20 protein-coding genes are annotated in these 20831 nt (G+C 71.8%); 7 read left to right on the plus strand and 13 right to left on the minus strand.

The window, feature by feature from the left end; genetic code table 11:
- Positions 1–24 precede the first annotated feature (24 nt).
- A complete protein-coding gene (locus tag G3I78_RS15660; RefSeq protein WP_164424736.1) occupies positions 25–1785 on the plus strand; it encodes an AAA family ATPase in 1761 nt (586 codons plus the stop codon).
- Positions 1786–1798: 13 nt separating this feature from the next.
- Here G3I78_RS15660 and G3I78_RS15665 read toward each other — a convergent pair whose 3' ends face one another.
- The gene (locus tag G3I78_RS15665) at positions 1799–3316 is read right to left on the minus strand and encodes an APC family permease (protein ID WP_164424738.1); all 1518 of its coding nucleotides are present in this window, start codon (positions 3314–3316) and stop codon (positions 1799–1801) included.
- 109 nt (positions 3317–3425) lie between these two features.
- Positions 3426–4298: a diacylglycerol kinase gene (locus G3I78_RS15670; RefSeq protein ID WP_164424740.1), complete on the minus strand. Its 873-nt coding sequence runs from the start codon at positions 4296–4298 to the stop codon at positions 3426–3428.
- 188 nt (positions 4299–4486) lie between these two features.
- Between G3I78_RS15670 and G3I78_RS15675 the strand changes: the two genes are divergently transcribed.
- Complete coding sequence (locus tag G3I78_RS15675; RefSeq protein ID WP_164424742.1) at positions 4487–5770, plus strand: adenylosuccinate synthase; 1284 nt, start codon at positions 4487–4489, stop codon at positions 5768–5770.
- Positions 5771–5890: 120 nt separating this feature from the next.
- Here the strand turns inward: G3I78_RS15675 and G3I78_RS15680 are convergent, their stop codons facing one another.
- On the minus strand, positions 5891–6493 hold the full coding sequence (locus tag G3I78_RS15680) for a DUF4328 domain-containing protein (RefSeq protein ID WP_164424744.1): 603 nt from the start codon (positions 6491–6493) through the stop codon (positions 5891–5893).
- Between the two features lie 263 nt (positions 6494–6756).
- Here G3I78_RS15680 and G3I78_RS15685 point away from each other — a divergent pair, with 263 nt between their 5' ends.
- Entirely contained in the window at positions 6757–8565 is a 1809-nt protein-coding gene (locus G3I78_RS15685; RefSeq protein ID WP_164424746.1) for a 5'-nucleotidase C-terminal domain-containing protein, read from the plus strand.
- 93 nt (positions 8566–8658) lie between these two features.
- Here the strand turns inward: G3I78_RS15685 and G3I78_RS15690 are convergent, their stop codons facing one another.
- Genes G3I78_RS15690 through G3I78_RS15700 form a run of 3 tightly spaced genes read right to left on the minus strand, consistent with a single transcriptional unit; the run spans position 8659 to position 10495 of the window.
- Entirely contained in the window at positions 8659–9030 is a 372-nt protein-coding gene (locus G3I78_RS15690; protein ID WP_164424748.1) for a peptidase inhibitor family I36 protein, read from the minus strand.
- The gene (locus tag G3I78_RS15695) at positions 9027–9572 is read right to left on the minus strand and encodes a hypothetical protein (protein WP_164424750.1); all 546 of its coding nucleotides are present in this window, start codon (positions 9570–9572) and stop codon (positions 9027–9029) included. The genes G3I78_RS15690 and G3I78_RS15695 overlap by 4 nt, the downstream gene beginning before the upstream one ends.
- A gap of 41 nt (positions 9573–9613) precedes the next feature.
- Complete coding sequence (locus tag G3I78_RS15700; RefSeq protein ID WP_164424752.1) at positions 9614–10495, minus strand: NAD(P)H-binding protein; 882 nt, start codon at positions 10493–10495, stop codon at positions 9614–9616.
- A 132-nt stretch (positions 10496–10627) separates the two neighbouring features.
- Here G3I78_RS15700 and G3I78_RS15705 point away from each other — a divergent pair, with 132 nt between their 5' ends.
- On the plus strand, positions 10628–10921 hold the full coding sequence (locus G3I78_RS15705; RefSeq protein ID WP_164424754.1) for a hypothetical protein: 294 nt from the start codon (positions 10628–10630) through the stop codon (positions 10919–10921).
- 2 nt (positions 10922–10923) lie between these two features.
- On the opposite strand, the gene G3I78_RS15710 is transcribed toward G3I78_RS15705, so the two are convergent.
- From G3I78_RS15710 to G3I78_RS15720, 3 genes are all read right to left on the minus strand, one after another.
- Positions 10924–11574: a hypothetical protein gene (locus G3I78_RS15710; protein WP_164425297.1), complete on the minus strand. Its 651-nt coding sequence runs from the start codon at positions 11572–11574 to the stop codon at positions 10924–10926.
- Positions 11575–11702: 128 nt separating this feature from the next.
- Positions 11703–12407 (minus strand): GntR family transcriptional regulator, encoded by a 705-nt coding sequence (locus G3I78_RS15715; protein ID WP_164425299.1) that lies wholly within the window; start codon positions 12405–12407, stop codon positions 11703–11705.
- Positions 12408–12497: 90 nt separating this feature from the next.
- A complete protein-coding gene (locus G3I78_RS15720) occupies positions 12498–13853 on the minus strand; it encodes an aspartate aminotransferase family protein (RefSeq protein ID WP_164424755.1) in 1356 nt (451 codons plus the stop codon).
- 198 nt (positions 13854–14051) lie between these two features.
- Here G3I78_RS15720 and G3I78_RS15725 point away from each other — a divergent pair, with 198 nt between their 5' ends.
- From G3I78_RS15725 to G3I78_RS15735, 3 genes are all read left to right on the plus strand, one after another.
- A complete protein-coding gene (locus G3I78_RS15725) occupies positions 14052–14396 on the plus strand; it encodes a hypothetical protein (protein WP_239157834.1) in 345 nt (114 codons plus the stop codon).
- 124 nt (positions 14397–14520) lie between these two features.
- Positions 14521–16083: a substrate-binding domain-containing protein gene (locus G3I78_RS15730; RefSeq protein WP_164424757.1), complete on the plus strand. Its 1563-nt coding sequence runs from the start codon at positions 14521–14523 to the stop codon at positions 16081–16083.
- A gap of 77 nt (positions 16084–16160) precedes the next feature.
- Positions 16161–17552, plus strand: coding sequence for a M20/M25/M40 family metallo-hydrolase (locus G3I78_RS15735; RefSeq protein WP_164424759.1), 1392 nt, complete (start codon positions 16161–16163; stop codon positions 17550–17552).
- A gap of 6 nt (positions 17553–17558) precedes the next feature.
- On the opposite strand, the gene G3I78_RS15740 is transcribed toward G3I78_RS15735, so the two are convergent.
- From G3I78_RS15740 to G3I78_RS15755, 4 genes are all read right to left on the minus strand, one after another.
- Positions 17559–18224 carry a response regulator transcription factor gene (locus tag G3I78_RS15740; RefSeq protein WP_164424761.1) on the minus strand — a complete coding sequence of 222 codons (666 nt, stop codon included), beginning with the start codon at positions 18222–18224 and terminating at the stop codon, positions 17559–17561.
- Entirely contained in the window at positions 18221–19270 is a 1050-nt protein-coding gene (locus tag G3I78_RS15745) for a histidine kinase (protein WP_164425303.1), read from the minus strand. The genes G3I78_RS15740 and G3I78_RS15745 overlap by 4 nt, the downstream gene beginning before the upstream one ends.
- A gap of 158 nt (positions 19271–19428) precedes the next feature.
- Positions 19429–19962 carry a hypothetical protein gene (locus G3I78_RS15750; protein ID WP_164424763.1) on the minus strand — a complete coding sequence of 178 codons (534 nt, stop codon included), beginning with the start codon at positions 19960–19962 and terminating at the stop codon, positions 19429–19431.
- Between the two features lie 83 nt (positions 19963–20045).
- Complete coding sequence (locus G3I78_RS15755) at positions 20046–20771, minus strand: SLATT domain-containing protein (RefSeq protein WP_164424765.1); 726 nt, start codon at positions 20769–20771, stop codon at positions 20046–20048.
- Between the last annotated feature and the right edge of the window lie 60 nt (positions 20772–20831).

The raw sequence follows: 20831 nt of genomic DNA on the forward strand, positions 1-20831 counted from the left end.
AACGCGAAGAGGGAGCAGTTCACCATGACCGCCGCTACCGTCACGCCGGACATCGCCGCCTGGCCGCCGCTCCAGGAGCGGGAGCGCGCCCACGGAAGGCGGTTGCTCGACTGGGCGGCCGGCACCGGCGGACCCCGGCTGTGTCTGGTGCGGGGTACCGCGGGCAGCGGGAAGAGCCGGCTGCTCGCCTGGTTCATGGCCGGTTCGGCGGGCCATCCGCGGACCGTCGTGCACGCCCTCGTGCTGGCCGAGGGACTGACCGCCGAGTCCTTCGCGTGGGAGGCGGGGCGCCTGCTCGGCTACGGCCCGCTCGACCCCGCCCGGCTGATCGAGCGGGTGGCCCTGGACGAGCGTCCGGTGCTGTTCCTCGTGCCAGATCTGCACCGGTCCGGGGCGGGCCCCGTGGACCTGCCGTCCGCGGACCCGGCCACGCTGGTCGCCGAACTGCTCGTGCCGCTGCTGGAGTTGGGCCACGTCCGCGCGATCGTGGAGGTCGGCGACACCGAGCTGCTGCCCGTGGACGGCGCCGAGGTCATCGACCTGGGCGGGGACCGCGACGGCACGGAGTCCGGCGGGCCCCCGTCCTTCGCTGACCTCCTCGCGACGGTCCCGCACACCGCCGAGGGGCGCCCCGACTGGGACGGGGCGCCCGCCCCTGCGCTGCGGGACATCCTCGCGGCCGCACTGCGCGCCGGTGACGAAGGGGCCGCCGTACGCGGCCTGTTGAGCGACCCCGGGTTCCTGGTGCACGGTTCGGCGACCGCGCTCACCGCCGTCCTCGCCGACGAACGCCTGGTCGTACCAGGGCAGTTGCGCCAGGTGTGGCGGCGGGCCGCGCCCGGGCTGACCGGCCTGTACGGCGACGGCACCGAGCGCGCCGCCCTGCTGCACGCCGCCGCCGTGGGCACGGACGCGCCCCTGGCGGAGTACCTGCGCCCGCTCGCCGAACGGCACCCGTGGTCCGCCGTGTGGGCGCGACCCGACGTCCCGGTGACCGCGCTGGCGCTGGTGCCGGGCGCGGAACCCGGACTCCTCGCGGCCGACGTCACGGGCCGGCTCGCGGGGTACGACCTGGACACGGGCGCCCTGACGGCCGTACACCCCGCATCCGGCACCTCGTCCGTGCGGCCCGACGGGCTCGCCCCGCGCGACGGCCGCTCGGTGCTGCTGCTCGACGGGCGGACCGAGGCGCTGCTGTCCCACGCGCCCGAGGACGATCCGACGGCCGCGTTCGTGCTCGCGCACATCGCCGAGCACCACGGCTCGGCCGCGCTGACCGACGCGAAGGCCCGGGTCACCGCGGTCGCGGGCGGTGCGGGAAGCCCGTACACCGTGGTCGGCGACCGCTCCGGCGGCCTGCACCTCTGGCCCCCGGCCGAGTACCAGGACGCCCCGCGCTCCCGGCCGGTGCACGAGGGTCCGGTCACGGCGGTCGCCGCGCTGGAACTCGCGGACGAAGGGCTCACCCTCGTCTTCAGCGCGGGCGCGGACGGGTCGGTGCGGCTGTGGGAGACCTCGGACGAACCCATGCCGGCGCCGGTCGAGCAGCGCGAGCCGATGCCCCTCGCGCTCGCCGCGGCCGCCACCCCCGAGGGCCCGGTCCTCGCCGTCGCCTGGAGCGACGGCGCCCTCCACCTCTGGCACGTCCTGACCGGCCGGCTGCGCCCCCTCCCGCTGCCCCACCCCACCCGGACCCTCGCCCTCACCCCCGGAGGACTGCTCCTGACCGGAGGACCCGAGGGCCTGCACGCCGTACGACTGCGGCTGGACCGGCTCTGGGACTAGCCCTGTGGAGCGGTCAGCGCTCCTTCGTCTCCTCCAGTACCGTCCGCCCCAGCAGCAGATACCGCTCCGGCGCGCGCCGCTTCAGGTACTGCGCATACCCGATGCCCAGCGCCGCGACCGCCGCCACCAGCCACGGTGTCGCCTTCAGGACCAGCGAGCCGGACTCGGTGCCGGCCGCCGCGCCCATGTTGGAGACCAGCAGGACGACCACGGCGAGCATCGCGACGCCGCCGATCAGCGGGGCCGTGAAGGTCCGGAACCAGTGGCGGCTCTCGGGGTGGTGGGTGCGGAAGTACGCCAGCACCGCGAAGGAGCACACCGCCTGCACGACCAGGATCGCCATGGTGCCGAGGATCGCGAGCAGGACGTAGGTGCCGGTGTACGGGTCCTTGCCCGCCACCGCGAACGCCAGCAGGAGTACGGCCGTCACGACCGTCTGCACCAGGCCCGCGATGTGCGGTGAGCCGTGCCGGGTGTGGGTGCGGCCGACCGTGTTCTTCAGTACCGGCAGGACTCCCTCGCGGCCCAGCGCGTACATGTAGCGGGCGGCGCAGTTGTGGAAGGCCATCCCGCAGGCCAGCGACCCGGTGATCATCAGCCACTGCATGACCACGACCGCCCAGTGGCCGACGTACTGCTCGGTGGGCCCGAAGAACAGCGCGAGCGGGTTCGCGGTGGCGACCTCGACGGCCCGGGACTCGCCGGTGCCGGAGATGGCCATCCAGGAGACGAACACGTAGAAGACGCCGACGCCCAGGACCGAGACCATCGTCGCCTTGGGGATGATCCGCTTCGGGTCGCGGGACTCCTCGCCGTACATCGCCGTCGACTCGAAGCCGACCCACGACCAGAACGCGAAGAAGAGGCCGAGCCCCGCGCTGGTGCCCTGGAAGGCGTGGACCGGGTTGACGGGGCCCAGGCTGAAGCCGTCCGGCCCGCCGCCGTGCAGGGCGACCGAGACCGCCATCGCCGCCAGGATCGTCACCTCGGTCGCGAGCAGGACGACCAGCAGCTTCTCGGCGACCGAGACACCGAACCAGGTGCCCGTCGCGTTGACCGCCAGCATCAGGACAGCGAACGCCCACCACGGGACGTGCACCCCGGTCTGGTCCTTCAGGGTCTCCGTCGCGAAGGTCGAGAAGATGCCGATGAGCGCCGGTTCGAAGACGACGTAGGCGAAGGTGGCCAGCAGCCCCGACGCGAGTCCGGCGGTGCGGCCGAGGCCGTAGGAGATGAAGCCGTAGAACGCGCCGGTCGAGGTGATGTGCTTCGCCATCGACGTGAATCCGACGGCAAAGATTGCCAGGACGACCATTGCGACGAGATAGCTCGCGGGGGCGCCGGTGCCGTTGCCCGCGGAGACCATGAAGGGCACGTTGCCCGTCATCGCGGTGATCGGCGCGGCCGTCGCCACGGCCATGAAGACGACCCCGAGCATCCCCACGGCATTGGGTTTGAGCCGGTGGACCGTGCTGTCCCGACCCGGCTGCGCGTCCTTCGCCGCCGGGGCGACTCCCTCGTCCACTGCCATCGGCCGGCCCCTCTCCCGTCGCCCGTGCACACCGTGCTGGACCGGAACTCTCCAGCGCGAATGAGTCGAGCAAGGGTCTCGGGGCGTTAAATGTTTGTCAACCAGACCTTTAGCGGCGGGACGGGAGTACGAGGCCCAGCGCCCCCTCCCGCACGGTCCAGGTCCGTCTGCGCACCGGTCCCGCCACCCCCGCGTCCGCCCGGTACCGGAAGTCCGCTCCGGTCACGGTCACCGTGCGGCCCGAGGCCAGCAGGGGGGAGGCCTCCGCGCCCACCGACACCGGCCGCACCTCGACCTCGGCCACCCCGCGGACGCCCGGGGACACCGACACCGCCTCCACGGGCTGGTCCAGGTCGACCAGCGTGACCCCGTCGACCTCCACCCGCAGCCGCGAGGGCCCGGGGGCCACGGGAGGCGCCTCCCGGGCCGGCCGGGCCGGCACCAGGGTCCGTACCAGGGACTGACAGGTCCGCAGCCAGGGCCGCCCCGCCGCCACCGGGTCCCCGCCCAGTACGCGGCCCGGCTCCTCGCGGGGCGCGAGCGCGGGGATCCGCAGCGCCCCGAGGACCACCCCGTCGCTGTCGTCCACCAGCATGTCGAGCCGCCGCTCGGCCCCGTCCAGGACGGCCCGCGCGGCGGCCACCGCCCCGGCGGGCACCCCGAGCGCGTGGGCGATGCCCAGCGCGGGGCCCACCGGCACCACCGACAGCACACATTCGGCCAGCTCCCGCTGCCGGTGCAGCAGCACCACCGCCCGCATCAGCGCGCGGTCGTCACCGACGACCACCGGGCGGCGCGAGCCCCGCCGGGCCAGCGCCCGGGCGAACTCCTCGGGTCCCTCCGGAAGGCACACCTTCGTCGTCGCACCCGCGCTGAGCACGTCTTTCACGATCCGTACGGACTCGCCGTCCGTCTGCCGGGCGACCGGGTCGATCACTACCAGCAGCTGATCGGAAGTCGCGGAAGTCGCCACCTCGGCCATGCCTCGCTTCCTCGGGTAGCATCTTTGTGCAAGAGCCCCTTGCGCTATTGCGCCAGGGGCTTCGTCTATTCCGGGGCATCCGGGTCCGACGGGCAGCGGCCGACGACGGCCGTGGTGCACGCGACGGAGGAACCGTACGCGTACGCCCCTGACCTTGGACATGCCCCGCCCGGAAGGGGTGTACGCGCGTGCCCGCACTTGTGCTGCTCGGTGCTCAGTGGGGTGACGAAGGCAAGGGAAAGGCGACGGACCTGCTAGGCGGATCCGTTGACTATGTGGTGCGCTACCAGGGCGGCAACAACGCCGGCCACACGGTAGTCGTGGGCGACCAGAAGTACGCCCTCCACCTGCTCCCTTCCGGAATCCTGTCGCCGGGGTGCACCCCGGTCATCGGGAACGGTGTCGTCATCGATCCATCGGTCCTGTTCTCCGAGCTGAACGGACTGAACGACCGCGGTGTCGACACCTCCAAGCTCCTGATCAGCGGTAACGCCCACGTCATCACGCCGTACAACGTCACCGTGGACAAGGTGACGGAACGCTTCCTCGGAAAGCGCAAGATCGGCACCACGGGACGCGGCATCGGCCCGACCTACGCCGACAAGATCAACCGCGTGGGCATCCGCATCCAGGACCTCTACGACGAGTCGATCCTGACCCAGAAGGTCGAGGCGGCCCTCGACGGCAAGAACCAGCTCCTGACCAAGGTCTTCAACCGCCGCGCCATCGAGGTGGAGCAGGTCGTCGAGGAACTGCTGGGCTACGCCGACAAGCTGAAGCCGTACGTCGCCGACACGGTCCTGGTCCTCAACCAGGCCCTGGAGCAGGACAAGGTCGTCCTGTTCGAGGGCGGCCAGGGCACGCTCCTGGACATCGACCACGGCACGTACCCCTTCGTCACCTCCTCCAACCCGACCGCGGGCGGCGCCTGCACCGGCGCCGGCGTGGGCCCGACGAAGATCAGCCGGGTCATCGGCATCCTCAAGGCCTACACGACCCGGGTGGGCTCCGGCCCCTTCCCGACCGAACTCTTCGACGAGGACGGCGAGGCGCTGCGCCGCATCGGCGGCGAGCGGGGCGTCACCACCGGCCGCGACCGCCGCTGCGGCTGGTTCGACGCGGTCATCGCCCGCTACGCGACCCGCGTCAACGGCCTGACCGACTTCTTCCTCACCAAGCTCGACGTCCTCACCGGCTGGGAACAGATCCCGGTCTGCGTGGCCTACGAGATCGACGGCAAGCGCGTCGAGGAACTCCCCTACTCCCAGACCGACTTCCACCACGCGAAGCCGATCTACGAGAACCTCCCCGGCTGGAGCGAGGACATCACGAAGGCCAAGACCTTCGCCGACCTCCCGAAGAACGCGCAGGACTACGTCAAGGCGCTGGAGGAGATGTCCGGCGCCCCGATCTCCGCGATCGGCGTCGGCCCGGGCCGCGACGAGACGATCGAGATCAACTCGTTCCTGTGACGCAGACCGGCAGAGGCCCGACCTCCTCCTGCGGAGCCGCCCTGTTCGGGGTGGCTCCGCGCGGGGAGGTCGCGCGGAGCAAGCCGCTTCGCCGTCAGGGAGCGGACCGGGGAATCCGCCTCAGGCCCGGGCGAGAGGGGTGACCGGAGCGGTGGTCTTGAGTGCGGTGCTCTGAAGCCTCGTGATGCGCTCGATGACCAGCGCCAGGAGGACGGCCGCCGCGATCGTGAGTGCCGATCCCGTGACGAGGAGGGTCATCGACCCCTGGGCCACCTGGCCGCCCACCAGGCGGACCACCACGTGCGCGGCCCAGGCGGCCCACCACAGGTTCACCAGTGCCGTGTCTCGCTTCTGCTCCCAAGACGCGGAGCTCGCGCGCCCGATGTCGAGGACGAACCGGCGCGGGACCCAGAGGTTGACCACCGGTACGAACCAAGCGCCGATCGTCCAGCCCCGGCTCGGGAGCGACGCTTCGGGGGACAGCTCCAGGGCGATGCGCCGGGACCGGACGAGCCACACGAGGAAGAGCACGATCGCGAGAGTCATCAGATAGACGAAGACCATGGAGATGACACCCGAGCTGTGCAGGGATGCCTCCGTGCGGTGCAGGTAGTCGTCGCGGACGGCCGCTGCGCGGAGCACGTCCGCCACGGTAGCCACCACCACCGCCGCCTGCGCGGAGCGGGCGACGGTCCAGGGGGCCTTGCGGGTGGCGCTCGTCATCGTCTTCGGCCTGTCTCGGAGGCGGGTGTGGTCGCAGCGGCGCTGAGGCGGAGTGATCATAGATCTGCCTGCCGTACGCCTGTACGACCAAGGTGGTCCACCCGCTCCCCGCATCGGCCGAGCTGACTCATCCTTGAACCGGACATGGCCAATTCCTGGTTTCCCGGTCGGCCGGGCAGACGTCACGCTCTACGCGAGTAGCCCCGTACACCCACCCCTCGTGTCTACGCGCGTCGCGCCATGACGGCCTCAAGGAGTCCCGCATGCCCGTCAGTCCCCTCAACCGCCGGGATTTCGTGAAGAAGTCGGCCGTCACCGGTGCCGCCGTGGCCGTCGCGGGGACGGCGGCCACGCCCGCTGCCGAGGCCGCGGAGCGCAGGCCGGTGAAGAAGAACCGCACCTGGACCTTCTCCATCCTCGGCACCACCGACCTGCACAGCCACGTCTTCGACTGGGACTACTACCTGGACGCCGCCTACAGCGACAAGGCGGGGAACTCCGTCGGGGTCGCGCGGGTCGCCACGCTCGTCAAGCAGCAGCGGAAGGCGAAGGGCGAGGAGCACGTGCTGCTCGTCGACGCCGGGGACATCATTCAAGGGACCTCGCTGGCCTACTACTTCGCCCGCGTGCAGCCCATCACCGGCAAGGGCGCCCCGAAGCACCCGATGGCCGTCGCGATGAACCACATGCGCTACGACGCCGCCGCCCTCGGCAACCACGAGTTCAACTACGGCATCGAGGTGCTCAGGAAGTTCGAGAGCCAGTGCCGCTTCCCGCTGCTCGGCGCCAACGCGCTGGACGCCAAGACGCTGAAGCCCGCCTTCCAGCCGTACACCGTGAAGCGGATCTGCGTACCGGGCGCCCCCGACATCAAGGTCGGCATCCTCGGCCTCACCAACCCCGGTATCGCCCTGTGGGACAAGGACAACGTCGGCGGCAAGATGGTCTTCCCGGGCCTCGTCGAGCAGGCGAAGAAGTACGTGCCCCGGCTGCGCGCCCTCGGCTGTGACGTCGTCTTCCTCACCGATCACTCGGGCCTGGACGGCAGTTCGTCGTACGGCGACGAGCTCCCGTACGTCGAGAACGCCTCCAACCTCGTCGCCCAGCAGGTCCCCGGCATCGACGCGATCCTGGTCGGGCACACCCACGTCGAGGTGCCGTCGTACACCGTGAAGAACGACGAGACCGGCGAGGACGTGCTCCTCTCTGAGCCGTACTGCTGGGGCTACCGGCTCAGCGTCTTCGACTTCGAGCTGGAACTCGTGCGCGGGCAGTGGAAGGTCACCAGGAAGACCGCGCAGACCCTCAACCCCAACACCGTGGACGAGGACCCGGAGATCAAGAAGCTCCTGGAAGCCGACCACGAGCTGGTCGTGAAGTACGTCAACACGGCCGTGGGCACGTGCACCCAGGACCTCTCCGCCGTGGACTCCTGCTGGAAGGACGTCCCGATCATGGACTTCATCCACCAGGTGCAGATGGACACCGTGAAGGCGGGGCTCTCCACCGCCGACGCGGCGCTGCCTCTCCTCTCCGTCGCCGCGCCCTTCTCCCGCACCGCCGACATCCCGGCCGGCAGCGTCACCATCAAGGACATCGCCGGGCTCTACATCTACGACAACACCCTGTACGGCAAGAAGCTCACCGGCGCCCAGCTCAAGGACTACCTGGAGTACGCGGCGAAGTACTACCACCAGGTGCCGGCGGGCACGGCCGTGGACACCTCGACGCTGACCAACGCCAACAGCTTCTGGGACTACATGTACGACACCGCCGCGGGCGTCGACTACGAGATCGACATCGCCGCGGCCGAGGGCTCGCGGATCAAGAACCTTTCCTACAACGGGACTTCGGTCGCCGACGACCAGGTCTTCGTCGTCGCCGTCAACAACTACCGGGCCAACGGCGGCTCCGGCTACCCGCACATCGCGGCCGCCGACATCGCCTACAGCTCCACCAACGAGATCCGCCAGCTGATGATCGACTACGTGACCTCCAAGGGCGCCCTGGACCCGAAGGACTTCGCGGTCACCAACTGGAAGCTGACGCAGGGCGGAACCCCCGTCTTCTAGGACGCGGTCCGGCCCCCGGCCAGGATGCGGTCCGGCCCCGGCACCCTCCGCGAGGCGGGCGCCGGGGCCGGACGGGGTCTCAGCGGTGCCGGTTCAGCAGCCGGAGGCCCAGGTGTGGGAGTCCCCGCGGTCGTTGGCGGCGCCGTTGTAGCCGACCTCCTGGCCGGGGGCGAGGCAGATGGTCATGCCGCCGTTCTGGTGCGCGGAGGCGTACACCTTGACGTGGTCCTTGATGCCGGGGCCGGAGATGCCGTGGTTGGCCCAGGACGAGTCCTGGTCGGCGATGTTGCCCTCCCACCAGCCGTCGTCGCCGCTCCACTCGATCTTCAGGCCCTGGTAGTTGGCGTCCGTCCACGCGCAGAAGTTCCCGCGGCCGCAGGGTGCCGCCTGGGCCGAGGCCGAGGTGGCGAGGACGGCTCCGGTGGCGAGCAGTCCGGCGGTGAGGACGGCGATGAAGCGCTTCACGGTGTGGTGTTTCCCTTCGGGGTGGTGCCGCCGCCCTCCAGCAGGGCGGTCGCTGTGGTGAGGGCACGGGCGCGCAGCCGCCGGTACTCCGCGATCTCCGCGCGGTGCGCCGCACGGACCTCGGAGAGCGGGCGGTGGGCCTCGGCGGCCTCGGGTGCGAGGTTGTTCACGACGACGGAGGTGCGGAACCAGCGGTCCTGGTCGCCGTAGAGCCGCTGTTGCGCCGCCGCGAGACAGCCGTCGGTGTGGGCGCGTACGACGTACCCGGTGGGCAGCCTCAGCGACAGCTCCGGCCGGCCGGCGCCGAACAGGGCGTCGGACACCCGCTGTTGGCCGGAGCTCTCGGTGATGCCCTGCCGGGTCAGACAGTCGTCGGTGAGCTTGCGGGTGGCCGCCTTGATGACGTCGTCGGGGGCGGGCGCGGTCCGCTGGGCGGTGCACGCGGAGCCCGCCCCGAGGAGGACGAGCGCGGCGAGGACGGCGAGCGCCGGGGCCGTACGGACACGCGGGCGTACGGCGGACGTGATCAAGGCGGGGCGCATGCGCGCTGCATGCCCGGGGGTTTAGGAGGGTATGCGAGCATTCACCCGTTCAGTCGGCCGACGCCAGGGCCCGTGAACGCCCCCGCGTGCGCCCGCGCCCACTGCGCGAAGGTCCGCGCCGGGTGCCCGAGCACCTTCTCCGCCGTCGGCAGCACCCGCGCCCCGCGGTCGTCGTCCAGGGTGCGGAGCATGATGGCGTCGACCACCTCGGGCGGGAAGCCGTACCGGGCCATACCGGCGCGGGCCGCGTCGTCGGGGACGGTCCTGGCGTGCAGCTCGCGGCCCAGGATCTCGCCGAGGACCGTCAGCTCCTGCACCGGCGTGAGGGACTGCGGGCCGCTCAACTCGTGGGTGGCGCCCGCGTGTTCACCCGTGGTCAGGGCCAGCGCCGCGATCTCCGCCAGGTCCGCCGGGTCGACGCTCGCCGCCGGGCGGTCCGCGAAGGGGATCGCCACCTCGTCGCCGGCCGCCAACTGGCCCGTCCACTGAAGGGCGTTGGACATGAAGCGGCCCGGGCGCAGCAGGGTCCAGTCGAAGCCGTGGGCCGGGTCGGTCACCGCCGCCTCGGCGGTCCGGTGCCAGCGGGCGATCGGGTCGCCGCCGGTGCCGCCGTCCAGTACCGACAGCTTCACCACCCGGCGGACCCCGGCCCGGGCCGCGGCCTCGGCGAGCGCCAGGTCGTGCGTCGGCCCAGGTGCCGCGCCCACCGCCTGCGCCGACATCAGGAAGGCCCCGTCCGCGCCCGCGAAGGCCGCCGTCAGGCTCGCCGGGTCCGCCGCGTCGCCGTACACCGCCTCCACGCCCGCCGGCAGCCGTGCCTCTGCGGGGCGCCGGGTCATCGCACGCACCGGTTCCCCGGCCGCCGCGAGCCGTCGTACCAGCTCACTCCCCACATGTCCGGTCGCTCCGGTCACCAGGATCATCGCCGTCTCCCTCCGTGGCTGCGTCCAGCGTGCGCGCGGGGGCTGCGCGCCGCGTTGAGCAGGGGAGGAATGTCGTACATCGGCATATTCTGAGAGCGTGCATCGGCTGTCGATCCCGAGAAGGTGAGTGCGATGCGCGTACTGCTCAAAGTGGCCATGGACACGGAGAAGGCGAACGAGGCCATCGGCAACGGCACCCTGCCGAAGCTGATCGAGGCGTCGCTGGAACAGATCAAGCCCGAAGCGGCCTACTTCACCGCCGAGAACGGTGAGCGCACCGCCTACCTGTTCTTCGACATGCAGGACAGCTCACAGATGCCGGTGCTCAGCGAGCCGTTCTTCATGAACCTCAACGCGAAGATCAGCTACACCCCGGTGATGAACTACGACGACGTCCAGAGGGGTCTCTCCCAGCTAGGGCGCTGACCTCAGCTGAAGATGATCATCGACCCCTGGGCGAGGCTCCGGGTCGCCGCCGCGTGCAGGCCCAGCCAGACATGGCGTTCGCGGGCGAAGGGGCTGGGGTCGTACGGCGCGGGGACGGCCGGCTCCTCCAGCTCCGTGGGAGCGCGCGGCGGTTCCGGGGGCGCCGGGGGATTGGCCGGATCGATGCCGATCACCGGCGCCACGAACTCCAGTTCGCGCAGCAGCGCCTGCGAGGAGCCCAACGGGCCGCCGCCCGCGAGGAGTTCGTCGTTGGCGAGGGGGTGCGGGAAGTCGACCGGGACGTACGCGCCCGCGTGGTCGTAGTGCCAGACCAGGTGGGACTGCTGGGCCGTGGTCTCGAACATCTCCAGCAACTGCTCGTAGTCACCGCCCAGTTCGTCGACCGGGGTGACCGGGAGTCCGCAGACCTGGAGCAGATAGGCGCGGCGCAGGAAGTGCAGGGCGTCGTAGTCGAACCCGGCGACCGGGGCGACCTCGCCGGACAGGCCCGGCATGTACTGGTACACCGGTACCGGTGGCAGCCCGGCCTCGGCCAGTACCTTGTTGTATTGCGCGAGTTCGTCGGCGAACGGGTTGTCCGGGGTGTGGCACAACACGTCGACGAGCGGCACCAGCCACAGGTCACAGGCCAAAAGACAGCTCCTCGGATACTCGCGGTGCTCGGACATCATCACACGGTGGTCAGGAGGGTAGCCGCTGAGGTGCCGGGTCGGGGCCCCTCGTACGGCTCGTGCTGGTCCTTTACCCGTGCCGGGGGCGCTCAGTCGGAGGCGAGGCTCTCGATGAGGGTCAGATAGTGGCCGTTGTAGGCGGTGAGCAGCTCGCGGGCGGTCTTGGTGTCGCGCTCGTACAGGGCGTCGGCGATCTCGGTGTGGCCGGACCACAGGCTGCCGCGCAGATCACCGGTGGCGCGGCGCAGATGCTGGACCGTGCACACCCAGGTCTGCACCCGCAGCCGGTGCAGGAAGTCGGCGAGGTAGGGGTTGCCGAACAGGACGCTCAGCTCGCGCCAGAAGCGCAGGTCGTAGCCGATCAGTACGGTCAGGTCGCCCGCGGCGGCGGCCCGCTGGGCCTCCTCACCGCGCCGCCGTACCCCGGCCACGGCCGCGGCGGTACGGGGCTCGTCGAGCTCCTGGAGGATGCGGTGGCCCGCCTCCAGTGACTGGAACATGCCGTCCGTGACCAGGCTGCGAGCCTCGATCATGCCCCGGAAGTCGGCCAGCGAGTACTCGTGCACATGGAAGCCGCGGTGCTGGTCGGCCTCCAGGAGGCCCTGCGCGGACAGGTCGACGAGGGCTTCGCGGACCGGGGTCGCGGAGACGCCGTACTGCTCGGCGATCTCCTTCACGGTGAACTCCTGCCCCGGCTGGAGCCGCCCGGCCAGCACCTCGTCGCGCAGCGCGTCCGCGATCTGCTGCCGCAGCGTGCTGCGGGTGACGGCACCGTTGCCGCTGCTGCCGGGCATGGTCGGGGTGCCTCCCTCGCGCGTGGACATGGCGTGCTCGTACATATGTCTACGAGCACGCCACCTTACGCGTTCGAAAGCGGCAAGGGCTTACTCCGTGTACTCGTCCGCCACGGAGAGCGCAACGTCCAGCGCGGCCAGCCCTTCCTTCAGCTCGGCCTCCGAGACATTGCAGGGCGGCACGACGTGGGTGCGGTTCATGTTGACGAACGGCCAGATGCCCTGCTTCTTCGCCGCGGCCCCGAAGGCGGCCATCGGCGCGTTCGCCTCACCGGCCGCGTTGTACGGCACCAGCGGCTCGCGGGTCTCCTTGTTCCTGACGAGTTCGAGCGCCCAGAACATGCCGACGCCCCGCACTTCGCCGACGCTGGGGTGGCGGGCGGCCAGCTCCTGGAGCGCGGGCGCCAGGACGGTCGTACCGAGGCGCTTGGCGTTGTCGACGACACCTTCCTCGGCCATCACGCCGAGGGTGGCGACCGCGGCGGCGCAGGCCAGCGGGTGTCCGGAGTAGGTGAGCCCGCCCGGGTACGGCCGCTTGCCGAAGGTCGCGGCGATCTCCTGCGAGATGGCGACCCCGCCGAGCGGCACGTATCCGCTGTTGACGCCCTTGGCGAAGGTCATGAGGTCGGGCGTGACGCCGGACAGGTCGGCGGCGAACCACTCACCGGTCCGCCCGAACCCGGCCATGACCTCGTCCAGGACGAAGACGATCCCGTACTTGTCGCAGATCTCCCGGACCCCGGCGAGATAGCCGGGCGGCGGGACCATGATCCCGGCGGTCCCGGGGATGGTCTCCAGGATGATCGCGGCGACGGTGGCCGGGCCCTCGAAGGCGATCGTCGTCTCCAGGTGCTCCAGCGCCCGCGCGGTCTCCTGCTCCTCGGTCTCGGCGTAGAAGCGGGACCGGTACAGGAAGGGCGCCCAGAAGTGCACGACCCCGGCGGAGGCGCTGTCGGAGGCCCAGCGCCGGGGGTCGCCGGTGATGTTCACGGCCTGCTGGGTGCCGCCGTGGTACGAGCGGTAGGCGGAGAGCACCTTGGGGCGTCCGGTGTGCAGCCGGGCCATCCGCACGGCGTGCTCGACGGCGTCGGCGCCGCCGTTGGTGAAGAAGATCTTGTCCAGGTCCCCGGGCGTCCGCTCGGCGATCAGCCGGGCCGCCTCCGACCGGGCCTCGATGGCGAAGGCGGGCGCGAAGGTGGTCATCCTCGCCGCCTGCTCCTGGATCGCGGCGACGACCTTCGGATGCTGGTAGCCGATGTTGGTGTAGACGAGCCCGCTGGTGAAGTCGAGATAGCGGTTCCCGTCGTAGTCCCAGAAGTACGACCCCTCCGCACCGGCGACGGCGAGCGGGTCGATGAGCTCCTGCGCGGACCAGGAGTGGAACACATGAGCACGGTCCGCGGCCTTCACGGCGGCGCCGACCTCGGGGTCTGGCTGAGGGGTCATGCGAGCGAGCGTAAATGTCCGCGATGCGGAAGCGGTATGGGCGTCCTGTCTGTGGACGCGGGCTTTCCACGACAGGTTGTCCAGGGCGCCGGGCCTCGACGGGCGGCGGGCGGGCGGCGACACTGGTGTTCCGGCGTACACGTGCGCGGTCGCGCGGGCGTGTACGCGTGGCTTCGTGGTCTCGGGGGAGGGCCGGCGATGGAGGAGCCGGAGGAACACGCGTCCGCCGAGACCGGGTACGGGGAGGTTCACGGCCAGGCGTACGGGGAGGCCCACGGCCAGGCGTACGGCCCTGCGTACGGGCCGGTGTACGGCCAGGTGTACGGCCACCCCCGGGAGCGCCCCTCGCCCGGTACGTATCTGACGCCCTACCCCTCCGAGCCGGACCCGGCGGCGGGCGGGCGCAGCCGGGTCGGCACGGCGGCGCTCGTCGTGGTCGCCCTGGTGGTGGCGCTCGGCGCCGGCGGCGCGGTGCATGCCGCTCTCGACGACGACGGAACCGGCGTGGCACCGACCGCGCCCCCTGTGTCCGTCACGCCCTGAACTCCACTCCCGCGTATGCCGGTTGAACGCCCGGCGAACTTCGTCCCACCGACCCGTCCGGCTCGCTCGCACAGCCGTACGGTGGTCGTACGAGCGAACTGCGGGAGTTGCGGGGGCACCCACAGTGGAGTGGTTGAGCGCGGAGAACTTCGTGGCGGTCGGCACCGCCGTCCTCGGCATCGTCGCGTCCGGGGTCATGGTCTGGTACGAGCGCCGGGTGCCGCGCCGGAAGCGCATCGGGTACCGCGTGCAGATGGACAACCCGATCGGCGACGACGTCCGGCTGGGCCGGGCCAACGTCCGGCTCGGGCTCTTCGACGAGGCACCCGACATGTCGGACGCCACCCTCGTGCTGCTGCGCATCGAGAACGACGGCTCGCAGGGCATCGACCGCGACGACTACACGGGCCCCGAACGGCACGGCCTGACCGCGGTGTTCAGCGACCGCACGGTCCGCGGGGTCTCGGTCACCCAGCCGATCGACACCGACCACCTGATGGACCACTTCACCCCGGAGCGCGGCTTCGGCTACGAGGCCAACCGGCTGCGCATACCCCGCGTCCCGCTCAACCGCGGCGAGCACTACAAGCTGCTCGTGCTGCTGTCCGGCGGGGACGTGGGCCGCCCGATCCGGATGATCGGCGGCATCCGGGACGGCGAGGTGCACCCCAACCGCAGTGCCACCCCGGACGAGATCCCGCCCGTCTTCAGCCCGGCGGCCCGGATCTTCACCGGGCTGCTCACCCTCTCGGTGCTCGTCCTCGCCACGATCGTGGTCGCCCGCGACGACACCCCGCCCCCGCTCGGCTGTGAGACGGGCCGGCTGACGGTGACCGGCTCCACCGCCTTCGCCCCGGTCGTCGAGACCCTCGCGAAGCAGTACGAGAAGGACTGCGAGGGCGCCGACATCACCGTCGAGGCGCGCGGCAGCGAGGCCGGGGTGTCCGGGCTCGCCGGCACCGGCGCCCGCTCGGCGAAGGACGCGCGGTCGGTGATCGCCTTCTCGGACGGCCCGATGGGCGACCGGCTGGGCCTGCACGGCGAGAAGGTCGCCCTCTCCGTCTTCACCCTCGTCGTCAACGACGGCATCGACCTCGGCACCCGCGGTCTGACCCGGGCCGAGGTGGAGCGCCTGTACCGGGGCGAGGTCAGGCGCTGGAGCGACCTGAACTCCGGCCGCCCCGCGGGCCTTCCGCGCCTGCCCGACCTGCCCGTCGTGCTGGTCAGCCGGGACGCGTACTCGGGGACCCGGCAGATCTTCCAGGAGCGGGTGCTGGCGGGCGCCTGGGAGATGACCCCGACGACCTCCCTGGACTGCGACCCCCGGTCGGACAAGGCGGTGGCCGCCGCCGCCCGCGCCCCCGTCACACGCTGCGAACTCGCCTCCACGGAAGACGTGCTGGACAAGGTCGCCGCCCAGCCCGGCGCCCTCGGCTACAGCGAACTCACCCTGGCCACCGGCCACAAGGGCGTACGACGGGTGCCGCTGGACGGCGAGGCGGCCTCGACGGAGAACCTGGACCGCTACCCCTACCGGGGCGTCGAGTACGCCTACACCTACCGCTCCCCGCAACCCGGTTCCCTCGCCGCCGGTTTCCTCGCCTACCTCGACGAGGGCACCAGCCAGGACGTGATCCGGGAACAGGGGCATCTGCCGTGCGGGCGGTCGGCGGGGCTCTGCGACTGACCGCAGGGCCTCTTGCCCGACACTGACGTGTCCACGACGATGACGGGAAACCGGTCCCGTCAGCCCCCGGAGGACACATGCGTCCCAGCAGGAGAACGGTTCTGACCGCGACGGCGGCGGGAGCGACCGCGCTGGGGGCGCCGGGCACGCCCTCCGCCGCGGCCGGGAACCGCCCGCCCGCGACCGCCCAGCCCCCGTCCCGTGAACTCCGGTCCCTCCTGCGGGAGATCGACCCGGCCCGCATCGAGGCCACGGTCCGCCAACTGGTCTCCTTCGGCACCCGGCACACCCTCTCCGTCCAGGACGACCCGGCCCGCGGGATCGGCGCGGCCCGCGACTGGCTGCTCGCCGAACTGCGCGGGTACGCCGCCGGCTCCGGGGGCCGGATGACCGCCGAACTCCAGTCGTACGTCCAGGAACCGGCCGCCCGCATCCCCACGCCCACGAGGATCACCAACGTCCTGGCGACCCTGCGCGGTGCGGTCACCCCCGAGCGCGTGTACGTCGTCTCCGGGCACTACGACTCCCGCGTCACCGACGTCATGGACGCGACCTCCGATGCGCCGGGCGCCGACGACGACGCGTCCGGGGTGGCCGTGGTCCTGGAGCTGGCGCGGGTGCTGGCCAGGCGCCGGCCGGCGTCGACGATCGTGTTCGCGGCGGTGGCGGGGGAGGAGCAGGGCCTGTACGGATCGGCTTATCTGGCCCAGCAGTTGAAGGCGGCCGGGACCGACGTCCAGGGCATGTTCACCAACGACATCGTCGGCAGCGCGACGGCGGACGACGGCACGAGGGACCCGTACACGATCCGGCTGTTCGCGGAGGGCGTGCCGTCCTCGGAGACCCCCGAACAGGCGGCGGTCCGGCGCTCGGTGGGCGGCGAGAACGACTCGGCGACCCGCCAACTGGCCCGCTTCGTCAGGGATGTTGCGGACAACGACGCCACCGGCATGCGGGTCCGGGTGATCTACCGCCGGGACCGCTATCTCCGGGGCGGCGACCACATCCCCTTCCTCGAACGCGCCTACCCGGCCGCCCGCTTCACCGAGCCCGCCGAGGACTTCGCCCACCAGCACCAGGACGTCCGCGTGGACGGCACCGGCAAGCAGTACGGCGACCTCCCGGAGTTCTGCGACTTCCCCTTCACGGCGAGGGTGGCCCGCGTGAACGCCGCCGCCCTCTGGACCCTCGCCCAGGCCCCCGGCACCCCGCGCACCGTGCGGATCGTCACCTCCGCCCTCACCAACTCCACCCGCCTGACGTGGACGCGGGGCACGGAACCCGACCTGGCCGGCTACGAGGTCGTATGGCGGGAGACGACGGCGCCGGAGTGGACCCATGTGATCGACGCGGGCGAGGTGACCGACTTCGAGGTGGACCTGTCCAAGGACAACGTGTTCTTCGGGGTGCGGGCGGTGAACCGGGCCGGGCTGAGAAGCCCGGTCGCCTTTCCGGCTCCGCAGGCCTAGGTCAGGTCAGGTCAGGCCGGCCGCGATGGCGCGGCGTACGGCGTCGGCCCGGTCCCGGATGTCGGCCTTGGCGAAGAGGTTGTTGATGTGCGTCTTGACGGTCGCCTCGCTCACGAAGAGCTTCTCGGCGATCGCGCGGTTGGGCAGGCCCTGGCCGATCAGGGCGAGCACTTCGCGTTCGCGGGGCGTGAGATGCGCGGGCAGCTGCTGTCCGGGTGCCGTCGGCTTCGCGCGGACGGTGGCCAGCAGCCGGTCCTGGACCTCGCGGTCGAGGACGGACTGGCCCGCCGCGGCGGCGCGGATCGCGCGGACGATGTCCTGGCGTCCGGCGTTCTTCGTCAGATAGCCGCGGGCGCCCGCGCCGAGGGCGGCCAGGATCGAGTCGTCGTCGGCGAACGTGGTGAGCACCACGACGGCCACCTCGGGGTGTTCGCCGCTCAGCCTGCGGGTGGTCTCGATCCCGTCGAGCACGGGCATCCGCAGGTCCATCAGCACCACGTCCACCGGACCGGCGGCGACCGCGGCCAGCACGGCGTTGCCGTCCGCCGCCGCCGCGACGACGTCGATGTCCTCGGTCATGCCCAGCACCGCGGCGAGCGGTTCGCGGATGGTGGCCTGGTCGTCGGCGACGATCACGCGCAACGGCCGGGAGTTCTCGGTGGGTTCACTCATCGCGGGATCACTGCCTTCACTCGCCAGCCGCCTTGGTCCGGTCCCTCGGTGACCGGTCCCGTGGTGAGGGTGCCGCCCAGCAGGGCGACGCGTTCGCGCATGCCGATCAGTCCCATTCCGCTGCCGACCCCCGCGGTCACCGTACGGGTGGCGGGCCGGTTCCGGACCGTCAGCGCCGTAGAAGAGGCCTCGAAGGCCAGCTCCACCCGCACCTCACCGCCCGGGGCGTGCCGCGCGGCGTTGGTCAGGGACTCCTGGGCGATCCGCAGCAGGTTCTGGGTCACCTGGGCCGGTGTCTCCACGGGGGTGCCGTGGACGGTCAGGGTGTCGCGGTGGCCGGACGAGTCGAGCATCGCGGTGAGGGTCTCCACCAAGGGCAGCGAGTCCTCACGGAGCGCGTGGACGGTCCACTGGGCCTGCTTCAGGCTCTCCTTGACGAGGCTGTGGGCCTTGTCGTTGGCCGCCCTGACCTTCTCCAGGTCGCCGGTGTCGAGCAGCGCGTCGGCCAGTTCCAGCTGCATGTTGATCCCGGCCAGCGAGTGCGCCAGGACGTCGTGCACGTCCCGGGCGATCCGGCCGCGTTCGGTCAGTACGGCGGCCTGCGCCTCGGCCCGGGCGGCGCGCTCCGCGCTCTCGGCCGCCGACAGCGCGGCGTCCACGGCCTGGTGCTGGGCGCGGTTGAGGATCCCGATCAGGACCGGTGCGCCGGTGGTGAGACCGACGGCCCAGGGCAGCAGCTGGTGACCGGGTCCGATCTCGAAGTACAGGACGCCGCCGCAGAGCAGGCTGCACGCCAGAGCCAGGACGACGGCCTGTCCGGCCGGCAGCCGGTATCCGATGTGGCCCGAGAGGAAGAAGGCGAAGAGGTAGGCCGTGCCACCGTGGGCGGCGCCGATCAGCGCGGCCGCCGCGAGGACGCCCAGCGACAGCCAGACGACGGCGACCCGGGGCGGGACCTTCTCCGGGGGCAGGCCGCGGGCCAGCAGCGCCGCGCAGTTCAGTACGAACAGGACCGCGACCACCAGCCCCTGCCCGCTGACGCCCATCGGCCGGATCGTCAGGGCCCCGCTGACGATGACCGCCGCGGTCAGGGCCCACTGCGCCCGGGGGTCCCGGCCCGGGATCGGCCGGGGTGCGGCCGACGGGGGCGGGACCTGTCCGGGGGAGGAGGCGGTCTCGGCGGGAGGCACGGCCAGACCATAGCTCACGGCCGGACCGCGACAGGGGTCGAGGCGGGGGCGGGCTCACCGGCGGTCAGCATCCGGCCGCGGACGAGGATCGTGGCCAGCCGGGTGACGACCTCGGTGAGCGCCATCAGGACGAAGGCCGCCACCCATGCCTGGTCGCTGGTGATGTGGTGGGCGATGCTGAACCGGGCGACGTCGTCGGCACCGCCGCCGTGCTCGGTCCACAGCTGGAAGCCCATCCGGGCGCCCATGCCGAGCACCCACAGGATCGCGGAGACCGCGCCCGCCTTGATCAGGACGTGCTCGCCCACCGCCCGGACCCGGGTGTAGACGCCGCCGGCGATGCCGAGCGCGGCGCCCACGGCCACGAGCGCTCCGATCAGTATCAGGTCGTTGCCCCCGGTGGGAACGGAGTCCAGGTAGGTGTGGGCCACGAAGGCCACGATCCCCAGCGGGATCAGGAAGGTCTTGAGGTCCAGCCGGTCTTCCCGCAGCTGCCGGAAGACGACGAGGAGGAGGGCGATGTCGGTGATCCACTCGGTCGTTGTCATGCCCCCAAGCCTGCTGTCGCGAGGCCCGCGACGCCTGGACCCATGGGTGGAACCCCGGGTGGAGAAACACGGCCGGCCGTGGCTCAGCGGGGCTCGGGCGGCCGTTGCCTGGGCATGTTCGGGCGGGCCGGCGGTCCCGGCGGCAGGGGGAAGCGGCCCTGCGCGCCACCGGAATCCTGACGGCCGCCCGACGTCACCGCGCCCTGGATCCCCATCGGCGCCGAGCCGTTGCGGAACTCCACGATCCAGTCGGCCGTCTCCACCCGGACCAGCTCCGTCACGTCCTCGGAGAACCGGCGCAGCACCCCGAGACACCGCTCGGTGGCCTCCGCGGCCGTGCCCTCCGTGGGGCCCAGCACCTCACGGACGCCCTCCGACGCCCAGTCGAACTGGAGTACCTGAAGCCGCCGTTGCACCGCCTGTGCCGTCGCCACGTCCCTTATCCACCCGGACGTCACCCCGAAGTACCGGTCGACGGCCACGCAGGCCACCGCGAGCAGCAGGGCGAGGTAACCCCAGGGCGCGATCCCGGCCCCGGCCACCCCCGTCACGCCCAGCAGCGGCAGCGTCGCCCCGGCCACCGCCCCGACCGCGGCCCCGCCCCGCAGGGCCCGTGCGCCGCGGCGCTTCCACACCCGGTCGGCGAGATACCAGGACGCCGTCTCCAGCGCCCCGTGCTCCACCCACCGGTACAGCTCGTTCAGCCGTACGGCGGGCTCGGCCCAGTCGCCGAGCGGAAACGTCCGCCCGGCCAGATCGGCCCGCCCGTCCTGCGGCGGGCCCTCGGGCTGCATCTCCGGCTGACCCACCCGGCGCTCCCTACTGATCGGTCACCCTGCGTGACGCCTGATGCTGATGTGCCGGACCCT

Source organism: Streptomyces sp. SID13726, assembly GCF_010548375.1.
Lineage (GTDB): Bacteria > Actinomycetota > Actinomycetes > Streptomycetales > Streptomycetaceae > Streptomyces.

Excerpts from the sequence above, each read along its gene's own strand:
- G3I78_RS15740 (WP_164424761.1), bottom strand. The coding sequence starts at position 18,224 with ATGAGTGAACCCACCGAGAACTCCCGGCCGTTGCGCGTGATCGTCGCC.
- G3I78_RS15665 (WP_164424738.1), bottom strand. The coding sequence starts at position 3,316 with ATGGCAGTGGACGAGGGAGTCGCCCCGGCGGCGAAGGACGCGCAGCCG.
- G3I78_RS15680 (WP_164424744.1), bottom strand. The coding sequence starts at position 6,493 with ATGACGAGCGCCACCCGCAAGGCCCCCTGGACCGTCGCCCGCTCCGCG.
- G3I78_RS15735 (WP_164424759.1), top strand. The coding sequence starts at position 16,161 with ATGCGTCCCAGCAGGAGAACGGTTCTGACCGCGACGGCGGCGGGAGCG.
- G3I78_RS15670 (WP_164424740.1), bottom strand. The coding sequence starts at position 4,298 with ATGGCCGAGGTGGCGACTTCCGCGACTTCCGATCAGCTGCTGGTAGTG.
- G3I78_RS15695 (WP_164424750.1), bottom strand. The coding sequence starts at position 9,572 with ATGCGCCCCGCCTTGATCACGTCCGCCGTACGCCCGCGTGTCCGTACG.
- G3I78_RS15700 (WP_164424752.1), bottom strand. The coding sequence starts at position 10,495 with ATGATCCTGGTGACCGGAGCGACCGGACATGTGGGGAGTGAGCTGGTA.
- G3I78_RS15660 (WP_164424736.1), top strand. The coding sequence starts at position 25 with ATGACCGCCGCTACCGTCACGCCGGACATCGCCGCCTGGCCGCCGCTC.
- G3I78_RS15725 (WP_239157834.1), top strand. The coding sequence starts at position 14,052 with ATGGAGGAGCCGGAGGAACACGCGTCCGCCGAGACCGGGTACGGGGAG.
- G3I78_RS15720 (WP_164424755.1), bottom strand. The coding sequence starts at position 13,853 with ATGACCCCTCAGCCAGACCCCGAGGTCGGCGCCGCCGTGAAGGCCGCG.
- G3I78_RS15685 (WP_164424746.1), top strand. The coding sequence starts at position 6,757 with ATGCCCGTCAGTCCCCTCAACCGCCGGGATTTCGTGAAGAAGTCGGCC.
- G3I78_RS15750 (WP_164424763.1), bottom strand. The coding sequence starts at position 19,962 with ATGACAACGACCGAGTGGATCACCGACATCGCCCTCCTCCTCGTCGTC.
- G3I78_RS15745 (WP_164425303.1), bottom strand. The coding sequence starts at position 19,270 with ATGGGCGTCAGCGGGCAGGGGCTGGTGGTCGCGGTCCTGTTCGTACTG.
- G3I78_RS15705 (WP_164424754.1), top strand. The coding sequence starts at position 10,628 with ATGCGCGTACTGCTCAAAGTGGCCATGGACACGGAGAAGGCGAACGAG.
- G3I78_RS15715 (WP_164425299.1), bottom strand. The coding sequence starts at position 12,407 with ATGCCCGGCAGCAGCGGCAACGGTGCCGTCACCCGCAGCACGCTGCGG.